The sequence below is a fragment of the Fulvivirga sp. AWR4_260 genome, assembly GCF_056158185.1.
This window is the reverse complement of sequence record NZ_JBSWSU010000015.1, coordinates 1,954,825-1,968,094: the sequence shown is the minus strand read 5'-3', so window position 1 is coordinate 1,968,094 and position 13,270 is coordinate 1,954,825. Positions and strand designations below refer to the sequence as shown.

12 protein-coding genes are annotated in these 13,270 nt (G+C 35.4%); 7 read left to right on the top strand and 5 right to left on the bottom strand.

What is annotated here, in order from left to right:
• Nucleotides 1-65: 65 nt before the first annotated feature.
• From ACXACQ_RS14845 to ACXACQ_RS14825, 5 genes are all read right to left on the bottom strand, one after another.
• Nucleotides 66-3,233, bottom strand: a complete 3,168-nt coding sequence (locus tag ACXACQ_RS14845) for a cyclic nucleotide-binding domain-containing protein (protein ID WP_474976741.1) — start codon at nt 3,231-3,233, stop codon at nt 66-68.
• A gap of 141 nt (nt 3,234-3,374) precedes the next feature.
• A complete protein-coding gene (locus tag ACXACQ_RS14840; protein WP_474976740.1) occupies nt 3,375-4,007 on the bottom strand; it encodes an OmpH/Skp family outer membrane protein in 633 nt (210 codons plus the stop codon).
• Nucleotides 4,008-4,079: 72 nt separating this feature from the next.
• Nucleotides 4,080-4,838, bottom strand: a complete 759-nt coding sequence (locus ACXACQ_RS14835) for a rhomboid family intramembrane serine protease (protein WP_474976739.1) — start codon at nt 4,836-4,838, stop codon at nt 4,080-4,082.
• A gap of 12 nt (nt 4,839-4,850) precedes the next feature.
• Entirely contained in the window at nt 4,851-5,414 is a 564-nt protein-coding gene (locus ACXACQ_RS14830; RefSeq protein ID WP_474976738.1) for a hypothetical protein, read from the bottom strand.
• 320 nt (nt 5,415-5,734) lie between these two features.
• Nucleotides 5,735-6,253: a gamma carbonic anhydrase family protein gene (locus tag ACXACQ_RS14825; RefSeq protein WP_474976737.1), complete on the bottom strand. Its 519-nt coding sequence runs from the start codon at nt 6,251-6,253 to the stop codon at nt 5,735-5,737.
• 96 nt (nt 6,254-6,349) lie between these two features.
• Here ACXACQ_RS14825 and ACXACQ_RS14820 point away from each other — a divergent pair, with 96 nt between their 5' ends.
• The 7 genes from ACXACQ_RS14820 to secG all read left to right on the top strand — a co-directional run bounded on the left by ACXACQ_RS14820 (nt 6,350) and on the right by secG (nt 13,246).
• On the top strand, nt 6,350-7,093 hold the full coding sequence (locus ACXACQ_RS14820) for a YceI family protein (protein ID WP_474976736.1): 744 nt from the start codon (nt 6,350-6,352) through the stop codon (nt 7,091-7,093).
• Nucleotides 7,094-7,180: 87 nt separating this feature from the next.
• Nucleotides 7,181-8,485: an anthranilate synthase component I family protein gene (locus ACXACQ_RS14815; protein WP_474976735.1), complete on the top strand. Its 1,305-nt coding sequence runs from the start codon at nt 7,181-7,183 to the stop codon at nt 8,483-8,485.
• A gap of 57 nt (nt 8,486-8,542) precedes the next feature.
• Nucleotides 8,543-10,003 carry a tRNA (N6-isopentenyl adenosine(37)-C2)-methylthiotransferase MiaB gene (miaB, locus tag ACXACQ_RS14810; RefSeq protein ID WP_474976734.1) on the top strand — a complete coding sequence of 487 codons (1,461 nt, stop codon included), beginning with the start codon at nt 8,543-8,545 and terminating at the stop codon, nt 10,001-10,003.
• A gap of 9 nt (nt 10,004-10,012) precedes the next feature.
• Entirely contained in the window at nt 10,013-11,299 is a 1,287-nt protein-coding gene (locus ACXACQ_RS14805) for a sigma-54 interaction domain-containing protein (RefSeq protein ID WP_474976733.1), read from the top strand.
• Nucleotides 11,286-11,816 carry an LptE family protein gene (locus ACXACQ_RS14800; protein WP_474976732.1) on the top strand — a complete coding sequence of 177 codons (531 nt, stop codon included), beginning with the start codon at nt 11,286-11,288 and terminating at the stop codon, nt 11,814-11,816. The genes ACXACQ_RS14805 and ACXACQ_RS14800 overlap by 14 nt, the downstream gene beginning before the upstream one ends.
• A gap of 56 nt (nt 11,817-11,872) precedes the next feature.
• On the top strand, nt 11,873-12,874 hold the full coding sequence (locus ACXACQ_RS14795) for a tetratricopeptide repeat protein (protein ID WP_474976731.1): 1,002 nt from the start codon (nt 11,873-11,875) through the stop codon (nt 12,872-12,874).
• 12 nt (nt 12,875-12,886) lie between these two features.
• Nucleotides 12,887-13,246, top strand: a complete 360-nt coding sequence (gene secG, locus ACXACQ_RS14790) for a preprotein translocase subunit SecG (protein ID WP_474976730.1) — start codon at nt 12,887-12,889, stop codon at nt 13,244-13,246.
• Nucleotides 13,247-13,270: the final 24 nt, after the last annotated feature.

Genomic DNA, 13,270 nt, shown 5'->3' with positions numbered 1-13,270 from the left:
AATTAGCTTAAAAGGCTTAAAATAAACTTATTAAACCTAAAAAACAAAAAAAGGCGTGACCAACACTATGCATATTCAATCATTTTATGTGCTAAATCAACATTGTCCGCTAGCAATTCATAAAAATTATCCTTTCTTATCTTAAAAAGAACAGTATCAGAAATGGCTATGATTAGGTTAGATCTAACGCTTTTTTCAGAGTTTACCATTTCACCAATAAATTCCCCAGCTTTTGTATCGCCCTTTATTTCACCGTTGATGTATAAATTAATTGATCCTTTAAATACTATATAAAAATTATTATTGTATTGATCATCAATCGTAAATGTTTCACCCTCTTTGATAAGTACTTCCTCTATAATATCGGCCACACTAGCTAGCGTAATGCCATAAATTCCATTGAATACAGAGATGCTTTTTAAAAATAATATTTTTTCAAATTTGAGAGATTTCCATTTCACTCTACGCTTATCAAATGAAAGTATAAGTTCATCTAGTTCGCGTTTATCATGGGGATTTAATCGGATTACATTTTCAGCATATAGCGCAGGACTGATCTGGTAAAGAGACCAAGCGGAAATCTCCCTGATCAGTTCATCTGGATTAAACAAATTAGCAATAAGATCAAACGTAAATTCTGAGACTTTTATCAACCCAATTTGGTAGATAATACATGATTTTGTCCATCTATTGGTTTGGGAAAAATCTCTGTTCAACAAAAATTTCAAAACCAGCCTACTGTCCAGCTTTTCTCTGGGATAATATAACTCCAGCTTTTTAGCTTTTTCAAAATAGGTAATATCATCTAAAACCGGAATGATACGTTGTTTTAGATCTTCAGACAGGAATATGTCCAACAACTCAATTGCATAAGAAACTCCTTCATTAGTTTTACTGTCAATATTTTCTTTTACTAATTGAATAGACTTACTATCGTAGAGCATGGATAATAGCATGTAAATATGCTTAATATCATATTGAATTTCTTCTTCGAGAGCTCGTTTTATCTCACGTCCAAAACTCTCTGAGTCTACGTCTATAATGGCGCCAATATTCCAAGCTATGTCTTCTATGTCAGACTCAATGGCATATTTAATACGTGGAATTTGAACGATACTAGCTTTAAAGTCACTAATACCTAAGGCCAACAGCACCTGTGATACAATCACCTTATCAGGATAATCTATTTTTCGCCAGAGCAACTCTTTGGCTTGCTCTCCTCCGATCCTACCTATAATCTGAATAATACGAAGCATTACTTGGTTACTCTGCCCACTCTTATAAAATGCTCCATCTAAAACGGGTAAAGCTCCTTCTCCAATTACTGTCAATGTATTTGCAGCCTGAATACTGAAGGTGGCGTAATTAAGGTTTTCAATTAGCGCATTAAGCACTTCGTTATTAAATTTCTTTTGCGCTGTTTTGATGGCATTATTCCTTACCCGCAGATCTACGTCATGAAGTAGCTCTATCAGAAAAGAGGTATTCTCAGCATCACTGCTATTATTTAAAAGCTCAGTAGCATATTGTCTGTCTTCAGCGTTTTCTGACTTACACAGTTTACTCAAACGTTTTTTAGTTACGTCTCCTGATTCTAATAACTCAAGTATATCTGTTCCGCTCACTACCTGTTTGCCATCTTTCACCTGATCGGTCTCATTCATATTGAAAACGTACCTATCTGAAAGCGCCAACCCCTTCATTTCATTCATTTTATTCTGAGCAAAAGTCCTAATTTCTGCAGCCTTATGCTTCATTAAGTTATTTATATACTTAGGTACATTTTGAGGCTCGGTTTTCTCTAATAATTTAAAAGAAAACACCACCTTCTGCATGCTTTCATGAGAAAGACTACTGATAAGTTTATTGTGCAGTTTTTCTGATAGGCTCAGCGCCATCTCATCCAATGAGTTTTGCTGATCCTGAAGTTTTAACCGTATCTTGTTTCTATACTCTACATACAACTTGCCAATAATAATAAAGTAGCCCAGTAATATGGCCATCAACGCGTACGAGTAGTGTATTAATTCAAAAAAGGATAATAGCGAAAGTCCTAATATAAAAACCCCTCCGGCAAACCTTGAGGCTTCGTTAACTACTCCTTCTACCTTAGTTTGTATATCAAAACGAATACGATTATCCAACGGCATGAAGTAGAGTTTAAAAGTTGGATTCTCTAGTGAGTCTCGTAAAGAATAATTAAATAATCGACTTAAAGCTATAAAAAGAAAAAACCAAACAAACTGATTCTCTACTGTGTAAATAAAACCGAAGACTGTTCCTACAATTATAGCTCCTACTGTAAATACAGAAAGTATTATAGGAAGTATTAAAAGAGACACCTTCAGACCATACTCTCCAATAATTCGGTCATTTACAAAGGTTTGTAGCAAAAGACTCAATACAAGAATGGAGCCATTAAAAATGGCCAAAAAATTCCTTAACTCGTTCTCATCAGGGTATTGCTGAGCCACCACATTTTGAAAACTATACTGCACTAATGTAAATGCAACCATAGAAAAGAGCAGAAACGTAGACAGCAACCTCACATATTTGTCCTTTACCAAATGACGAACTCCTGTCTCTCGTTCCTTTAAAGGCATCTTACTTTGTTCGGCCTTTGAAAGGTCATACTTTCGAGTAATAATGAGTAAAAATATAAACGAAACTAAAACGCTAGATCCACTTATAATTAAGTAATTAGACGTATCAGGAATAAATGGTTCTAATAATGGTATTGAAAATGAAGTAACTATAGAAGCTGACAACTGCCCTATATCTATACCTCCTATTATTCTTTTGGATTGACGTAAATCAAATAATCTACCAAAAACACCCCAAAAACCTAACAGTGATAAAGCAAGCGTTGGTCCTACCATACAAAACATTAGAAATATGAGATAATCTTGCCATGTATGGTCAGTCATTTTAAAACTTAAAAATATGACTGCTGTAAAAAGAAAAATCCCCAGTAAGTTACCCAATGCCAACTTACCAAATGAAACACGGGTTTGTAGGTGAGCAAATAAAGCTGTAATAACTATACCTAAAAAACCAGAAACCATAATGGCTTCTTTTAGATACATTTCGAGCCTATTAAGGAAAAGTGTTTCTGCACTTATTTGATAAGTAGCCAAAAACACCCCCATAAAAAAACCTTTACCTAATAATAGCAAAACCTGTTTCTCTTCTCCAGGTCTTACATTCAAGGCTAAAAATAAGGCTTTCAACATACGCTAACAGGCTAAAAAATAAGGCTTAATGTTAATTAAATCTTCATCCGAATCTAAAACACAAAAGCCAATAATACAAAATAAGGCACAAAAAAAGCTCACTATAAAAGTGAGCTCTTCTTTATAAAATCTATTACTTAATTACTTTGTCTCTGTAGAATCAGTCTTTGGAGTTGTTGTATCTGCTTCTTGTCCTTCAGTAGCGTATACATCATTTAACCCTTTAACTACACTTTTAGTAATATTCATGCTATCATTAGCATATAAAACATCACTACCCTGATTATATTTCACAACTAACTCAATACCGTTTTTCTCACTATAATCTTTTAAGAATTTAGTTACTTTCTCATATAACTCTTGATTAATTTTTGCTTCTTCATTCATTAGCTGCTGAGAAAGGTTATCCTGATATACTCTTAAGTTTTGCTGCTTTTTCATTAAACTTTCTTCCACAGCCTTCGCCTGGCCAATGGTTAAGTTATTAATGTTTCTTTGGTATTCATTTAACTCTTTTTGTAATCCTTGAGCTCTGGTTTGGTATTCAGTCTGAAGCTTCTTGCTTTTTACATCTAGTTCAGCCTGCTTGTCCTTAAAAAATTGATAATTCTGCAGTACAGTATCTGCATTTATGTAAGCCACGGAATACTCTGCATTTTCAACTATGCTAGATTGATCAGCTCCGTCTTTTCCTTCTCCGTTAAAATGTAATACATATAATACTCCTACTGCAACGATTAGAACTACGTTTAAAACAAGGGATAAATTTTTCACTTTCTATAGATTTTAATTTCAAATGGAAGCAAAGAAAGTAAAGATTATAGAAAATTGCTAAAATTATTTTTTTTAAGGGTTAGTTCCTTTGTCTGAAGTATTATAAGGTGAGTTTACACGGTAAACAAATGCTATAGGCTTGGCATCCTCTTTATTTTCAACCACTTCGGTAGAGTTATTTTCCGCTTCTTTGTAATGATAAATATACTCAGGCATACTAGATTCTATCTCTAGTGGCGCATCAAGAATTTCAACTTGTTGTTTTCTAGGATTTTTATAGGCCCTAAAGTAAATAGCACAGAATATACCGGCAATGCCCCCCATTAAGTGAGACTCCCAAGAAACGGCACTATCAACAGGAAGGGCTCCTGTTATAAAAGAGCCTCCATAAAGAAATAAAACAATAAAACTAATGGCTAACGATGGCGGGTCTCTCCTTAAAAATCCACTTAAAAGTAAAAAAGTAAGCATTCCATACACCAAGCCGCTAGCTCCAATATGATAAGCCTCGCGTGCAGCTACCCAAACCCAAAAACCACTCATAAAATAGATGAGCAAAATTACTACTAATGCTATTCTATCATAAAAGTAAAATAGCCCTATCCCTAAAAATAATATTGGAAATGTATTAGCTAATAGATGATACATATCTCCATGTATCAATGGTGCTGTAAAAATACCTACAGAACCACTTAGTGTGCGGGGTAGAATTCCATAGTCACCAAAATCTGTACCTATGGCGAATTCAATTATTTTTATTGCCCATATGAGCATGACAAAAGCGAGCGTATAATAAACACTTCTTCTAAATTTCAAACCCGCTTTTGTCATAATAATATAATTTTATTTCATCACTTCTTCATCCTCAGTCTGGAAGGTGTAAAGTGTTTCATCTAATTTCAATGTATCTTCATTATACTTAATAACGAAATTAGAAATAAGTTTGTTGGAGATTTTCTCCTCATTCAAACCTGCATCCAAACCAACTCCAAAGCTTACGTTAGGGTCTAGCTCTACATGCTCTTTCACTTTTACTTCTTCATCTTCCTCCAGCTCTGTCATTACCTCTGCCATAAAAAGACCAATTTCTTCTTCTAGGCTATCTAGCAATTCTAAATCTCCATTCTCATCTTCCTCGTACTTTATCTTCCTGAACTCAGGAAAATGCTGTGCTGCTCGATGCTCTGCTATCTCATATAGCTCGCTATTATGATGCAACCTTAACGTATAAATTACTGCATCATAAATTACCTCTTTCCCTTCATACATTCCTATAAAGTTAAAATTTACGTATTCCTCAGAATTATCATCAGATTCCACAATTAAGTAATTCTGATTTTGCTTCTGCATCTTATCTTTATATGCCTGTATGACCTCCGGGTCATATCCTTTATTTAAATAACTCATAATTTAAGTAATGACTTCTACCTATTATTTCGTCTTATTGATTCTCTTAATTTAATTCAAATTACAATTACTAGCAAGCATTTAAGTGTCCTTTATTTGGAAATAAATTTTTTATTTAAATATTGCTAATCACTGATTTACAGGAAGTTATAAATAAACCTTATTTCCTATTTCCATGAAGCATTTAAAAACCTAAGGCATAACGCCTCGTTAATACCGCAATTGTATGGCGCTAATATAAATTGAGCCAGCCGATTATACTATAATTAAATTAATAAATAGTAATAGCACGTTCTTTATTATATTCAAAATCAGAAAAATCATTCATCATCTTTATACCAACTCGCATACTTTGGATAGTTTTCCGCTGTTCTTTTAATTACTGCTATCATCTCAGCGCTAGTATCCTTCACTTTTTTTGCAGGCATACCAGCATAAATACTATTCGCTTCCACTTCAGTACCAGCCAGCACCACTGCACCTGCCGCAACCACTGCCCCAGAACGTACAATAGCATTATCCATAATTATTGCTCCCATACCTATTAATACATTATCTTCTATAGTGCAGCCGTGCACTATAGCATTGTGGGCCACCGAAACATTATTACCTATAGTGGTAATAGTTTTATTATATGTGCAGTGAATAACGGCCCCGTCTTGAATATTAGTGTTATTTCCTATTATAATTTTGTTTACATCTCCCCTTACCACTGCATTAAACCAGAAAGTACAATTATCTCCTGCTTCTACATCACCTACTACTGTGGCGTTATCAGCCAAAAAGCAATTCACCCCAAATTTCGGGGCTTTATCATTAATTTTTTTTATTACAGCCATTTTAATGTTTGAACACCTATTTTAGTTGTTGGATAATTTTATACATTTGTTGTATATTACTATATAACGCAATTTAACCAACTTAAAAGAACAGAAATGAAAAACATTCAGTTTTTAATACTTATGGCAATGGCTGCTTTTGTAGCTTCTTGTGGTCAGAAGAAAGAAGGCACTGATGCTGAGGTTTCAGAAGCAAAAGAAGTAGAAGAAGTGAGCGCTTCTCATGAGTATGCAGTTAGCACTGATGCAAGTACTGTAACGTGGATAGGAAGTAAGCCAACAGGCAAACATGATGGGACTATTCCTGTAGCTTCAGGAGATATCGCTGTTGAAAACGAAAACATTGTAGGCGGTACTATCACATTAGACCTTACAGGCTTAAAAAGCACTGATTTGAAAGATGATCAAGAAATGCACGATAAGCTTGTTGATCACTTAAAATCTGACGCTTTCTTTTTCACTGATAGCTTCCCTGAAGCTAAATTCGTAATTACTTCTGTAGAGCCTTACAACACTTCTGACTCTATTAAAGTAAAAGAAGAGTTTGACTCAGAGTACAAGCCAGCTAGCGCTAAAGAATTTATGGTACAGTCACCTACTCATAAAGTAACTGGTAACTTAACTATGAGAGGAAAAACCTTAAGTATTTCTTTCCCTGCAGTAGTAACTATGGCTAACGATAAAATCGAAGCTAAAGCTAAATTTAACCTTGATAGAACTCTTTGGGGTCTTTCTTATGGTGACGAAGCTAGTGTAGTAGACAAAACTAAAGACAAGTTTATCTACAACACTGTAAACGTTGCTTTTGATATACAAGCTAGCGAAGCTGCAAGCATGTAAGTTATAGTAACCTATAGCAACTGATATAAAGCCTGTTCATTTATTGAGCAGGCTTATTTTTTTGCTTTTATTTGCAGTAAAAACTTCTTGAACAAAGCCTTACACATTTCCCCTATTGATATTAATGCCTTTTACAGGCAAACTATGTCATATGCTGCTCAATTTGAAGATTGCACGGCATTCGACAATAATAACATTACCAATATACCCAGCGGAGCATTTCCAAAGATGGTGGCATTTGGAGCCAAAAGAAAAATAAGCTACAACGGAAGCAATTCATTTAACCAAATCCAAGAATATCACCAAAAACATCAATGCTGGCTCGTAGGGCATCTTGCTTACGATTTAAAAAATGAAATAGAAAACTTAAGTAGCCAAAACGATGATACGCTAAAAACACCTTTATTCTATTTTTACGAACCACAGCATTTGATAACCTTCGATAACGAAGAGGTTAGCATACAAAGCGATAATCCTGAATTGTTATTAGAAAATATCAATAAACATCAGCAAGCGTTAAATTCTTCTGCGAACCAACTAGAATTTATACAAAGCCGTACTTCCAAAAATGAATACATTGACACCGTAAACAAACTAAAAAAACACATATTAGAAGGTGATATTTACGAAATCAATTATTGCATAGAGTTTTTGGGCCAGTATGATTTAAAACCCTTAGAGTTTTATTTCAAACTCAAAGAAATCTCCCCTACCCCATTTAGTGTTTTTTACAAATTTGACAACCAGCACTTTAATATATGTGCGAGTCCCGAGCGCTTTATAAAAAAACACCATAACACCCTAACCTCGCAGCCTATAAAAGGTACTGCACCACGCGGCTCATCATTTGAAGAAGATCAGAGAAATATCCAACTTTTAAAAACCGATGAAAAAGAGCTAGCCGAAAACATGATGATTGTAGACTTGGTACGTAATGATCTTGCCAAGAGCTGCAAAAGCGGCAGTGTAGTTACAGACGAAATGTTTGGCATCTACAGCTTTAAGCAAGTACATCAAATGATTTCAACTATTAAAGGGGCATTAAAACCTGAAATACATTTTGTAGAAGCTATTAAAAATGCATTCCCGATGGGAAGTATGACAGGCGCTCCAAAAATTAAGGTCATGCAACTGGCAGAACACTATGAAGCTTCGCGCAGAGGCTTGTACTCCGGCACCATCGGCTACATAACTCCAGAAGGCAACTTTGATTTTAATGTAGTTATACGCAGTCTTTTATATAATAGTAGCAGCAAGCGTTTATCATTTCACGTAGGCAGCGCTATAACTTATGACTCCAAGCCTGAAAAAGAATACGAAGAATGCCTTTTAAAAGCCAAGGCACTGCTTTCGTGCCTTGGGTCTCCAAAAATAACAAATATTGACAACTGACATTATGTCACTTTCAAACCTTATTATTAACTTTGCATCTTAATTAATCTGTGAACTATGGATAATGTGATTGAAGACATAGATATTTTGAATCCTGATGCTAGCCAGGAAGCATGTGAAACCTACAAAGTTTCAAAAGAAGAAGATACAGGAAAAGAGCGTAAAGTATATATAGAAAGCTATGGCTGCCAGATGAACTTCTCTGACAGTGAAATAGTATCTTCTATAATGAAAGAAGAAGGCTTCGACACTACTTCTGACTTCAATATGGCTGATGTTGTTTTCTTAAATACCTGTAGCATTAGAGAAAAAGCAGAACAAACGGTGAGACATCGTTTGGCACAGTTTAATGCCGTTAAAAGAGACCGCCCCGAAATGATGATCGGTGTATTGGGTTGTATGGCTGAAAGGCTAAAAGACAAACTATTAGAAGAAGAGAAAATAGTTGATCTGGTAGTTGGCCCTGATGCGTACAGAGACTTACCTAACTTGGTACGAAAAGTTGACGATGGTCAAAAAGCGGTTAACACCTTCTTATCAAGAGAAGAAACATATGCAGACATTAGTCCCGTGAGGTTGAACTCCAACGGTGTCACAGCATTCATTTCTATCATGCGTGGTTGTGATAATATGTGTTCTTTCTGTGTAGTACCTTTTACCAGAGGAAGAGAAAGAAGCCGCGACCCTCATTCTATTGTAAAAGAAGCTGAAGAGCTTTTCAAAAACGGTTATAAAGAAGTTACCCTTCTTGGACAAAATGTAGACTCATACAAATGGTCTGAAGAAGTAAACAATAAGGCTAAGTTAGAAAAAGCGGGCATCACCGATGTAGTAAACTTTGCTAACTTGCTTGAAATGGTAGCGAATGTAAGCCCCGAACTAAGAGTAAGGTTCTCTACTTCGCACCCCAAAGATATTACAGATGAGGTACTTCATACTATGAATAATTACGAAAACATCTGTAATTACATACACCTTCCTGCACAAAGTGGAAACACCCGTGTGTTGGAAATTATGAACAGAACATACACCAGAGAATGGTATATTGATAGAGTGGATGCCATCAGAAGAATAATAGGTGAAGACTGTGGTATATCTTCTGATATGATAGCTGGCTTCTGTACTGAAACTGAAGAAGAGCACAAGGAGACGTTAACATTAATGGATTACGTAAAATACGATTTTTCATACATGTTCTTTTACAGCGAAAGACCAGGCACATTGGCAGCTAAGAAGTATGAAGATGACATTCCTCTTGACATCAAAAAAAGACGCCTAAGTGAGATTATTGAAAAGCAACAGGCACACTCATTAGAAAGAAATAAAAGAGATATAGGAAAAGTACACAAAGTATTAATCGAAGGATTCTCTAAAAGATCCGCTGACGATTTACAAGGACGTAACACCGCCAACAAAGTAATTATATTCCCTAAAAAAGACTATAAAAAAGGTGATTATGTAAACGTGCTTGTAGAAGACTGTTCGGCAGCTACTCTTTTCGGTAAAATCGTAGATTAAACTTCATATATGTCTAATTCAGAAATTCTAAGTGTAAAACAACGCTTTGGCATAATTGGTAATTCATCTTTACTGAACCATGCTATACAAGTAGCTGTACAGGTTTCTTCCACTGACATGTCGGTACTAATTACCGGAGAAAGTGGAAGTGGAAAAGAATCTTTCAGTAAAATAATTCATCACCTAAGTCCAAGAAAGCACAATCAGTTTATTGCCATCAACTGTGGTTCTATACCTGAGGGCACTATAGATTCTGAATTATTTGGGCACGAAAAAGGATCTTTTACTGGCGCTCATGAAGCAAGAAAAGGATACTTTGAAGTAACCAACGGAGGTACAATATTCTTAGATGAAATAGGTGAAATGCCTGTAGCCACACAGGCTAGGCTACTAAGGGTACTCGAAAATGGAGAATTCATTAAGGTAGGCTCTTCTAAAGTACAAAAAACGGATGTTAGAGTAGTAGCGGCTACCAATGTAAACCTGATGAAAGCTGTGAGTGAAGGCAAATTTAGAGAAGACCTTTACTACAGGCTTAGCACTGTGCCTATTTATGTGCCGCCATTAAGAGATAGAGGTAATGATATAGATTTACTCTTTAGGAAATTTGCCACCGACTTTGCTGAAAAATATAGAGTAAAGCCCATTTCGCTTACTGATGACGCAAAAGAAACCCTATTACAATACAGATTTCCGGGTAATATTAGGCAGTTAAAAAACCTCACAGAACAGATATCGGTATTATCTACTGACGAAAAATTAATAGATAAAGAAACATTAATTAAATATTTACCTCAAGATGGTCAAAGGCTTCCGGCTTTATATCAAGATCCTTCTGACAGTTCACAGGGCATTTCGGAACGAGATTTGTTATACAAGATTTTGTTCGATATGAAAAAGGACATGAATGACCTGAAGAAATTTGTGTTAGAAGCACTTCAAAACGAAGGCTCTGCAACTCAAATTATTGAAGATCATAGCGAGCTTTTTGAAGATTTAGATAATAATAGTCTAACCCATAATAGCTCTGCCAACATACCGGACGAACCCGTTTTGCTTAACATCAAAAATTCTGATTTAGACAGTTCTTTCAGTCATACAAGTAGTGATATAGAAGATATCACGCATGAAACTGAAGATGACGATTCTCTTTCTTTAGAAAAAAAGGAAAAAGAACTTATCATCAAGGCACTAAGAAAGAATAACAATAAGCGAAAATATGCCGCTAAAGATTTGGGTATCTCGGAACGAACCCTTTACCGAAAAATAAAACAATACGAACTTGAAGACCTTTAAGTCATTAAAATCACTGCTATTAGTATTGCCAGTAGCATTACTTACAGCTTGTGGTGTTTACTCTTTTACAGGAGTGGCTATTACTGCAGAAACCATCTCCATCCAAATGTTTTATAACGATGCAGAAGGTGGGCCTCCAGATATGAGCCAGACTTTCACCAACAAACTGAAGGATTATTATCTTTCTAATACCAATTTAGGTTTAGTTGATGAAGATGGAGAATTGCAATTAGAGGGTACCATTACCGGATACAGACTCTCTCCTATTGCCCCTACTGCAGTAAACAACGATAGTTTTACAGGTAACACTTCGGCCCTAACAAGGCTTACCATTACCGTACAAGCTACCTATGTAAATACTACTGATGATCAATTTGATTTCGAAAACAAAACATTCTCCTTCTACAAGGATTTTGACAGTGACCAAAACCTTACAACCATTGAAGCTGAGCTACTTGACGAAATTTTTGATCAGATTATTTTAGATATATTCAATGCCTCGGTTGCCAATTGGTAAAATTAATTATATTTTTACTCACTAAGTTAGAGTCAAAGTCATCAAACTAAGCTACTTTGAATAAAAACAAATTCATTCATTTACTCAGAAACTATCACAATATTCCTACAGAAGAAAGGAATAAGCTGCACGATTTAGTGAAAGACTATCCGTATAGCCAGATGCTTCATGTATTGCTATCAAAGGCACACCATGATGCGAATACCGTTATAGCTTCGGAAACCTTGCACTATGCTGCTTTGTATATTGCTGATCGTACTGTTTTAAAAAGAGTAATTGAAAATGACTCTTCACCTTACACCCCGCTAGAAGCTGAAAACGAGACTGATAGTGCTTATGACGAGCAAGAATCACCCGTTACTGAAATACCCCCTCAAGAAGACAATACTTTCATTACTGTACTTCCTGATGAGTCACCTATAAGCAACGAGATACTTGCTGACTTAGAGGCATTAAAACAAAGTAAGGCTTCGTACTTAGAATGGGAGGAAGAGCACAAAGAAGCTAAGAATGAAAAAACAGAGATAGAAGAAACATTAGCAGAAGAAGAAGTTAAACCCGCCCCAAAAAAGCGGGTAACAAAAGCTAAAACCACTGCTAAGAAAACTACTACAAGAAAAAAGACCACTGCCAAAACAAAAGCAGCGGATAAAGAAAAAACTACTGCTAAAGCAAAAGCAGCAGGAGCTACAAAAAAAGTAACTCGCAAAAAAACAACTGCAAAAAAGAGCAAAGCTAGCACGCCCGAAAGTGAGGAAGACCTCCAAAAAAAAGAGCAAAAAAGAAAAATTCAGGCAGAGCAAAATAAAATTATAGATGAATTCATCATCGCTGACCCTAGCATAAAAGGAAAGGTAGCTAATAGCGGTGAAGATCAGTCAGATTTGTCTCAAGGAAGCACTCAATTTAATGAAGAGTTAGTTTCTGAAAACCTTGCTAAAATACTTATTAACCAAGGTAAGAAAGATAAAGCGATAGACATTTATAAGAAATTAATTTGGAAATTTCCGCAAAAAAAAGCTTACTTTGCGTCCTGTATAGAAGAACTGAAAAATTAACTGAGTCAAACAATGTTTATATTAGTATTAAGTTTAATTATTCTGGCTTGTGTATTACTAATCTTAGTAGTATTAGCTCAAAACTCTAAAGGAGGAGGTCTTACTAGCCAATTTGGCGGATCTGGAGCCAGTAACATGATCGGTGTAAAGAAAACCGGTGATTTATTAGAGAAATTAACATGGAGCTTTGCAATTGCTATTTTTGTTTTGACTCTTTCTACAAAATTCTTAATTGATACAAACCAACGACCTGCTGACGAATTCAGAGATAGAGCTGAAGAGCAAGGAGGAACTGCATTACCTACTATCGATACTGATGCTAGCGATGCTGGAACAACTGAAGAATTAGATCTTACTGACTCGGCTCAGTAATTTTAATAGACAACATCAATGAAA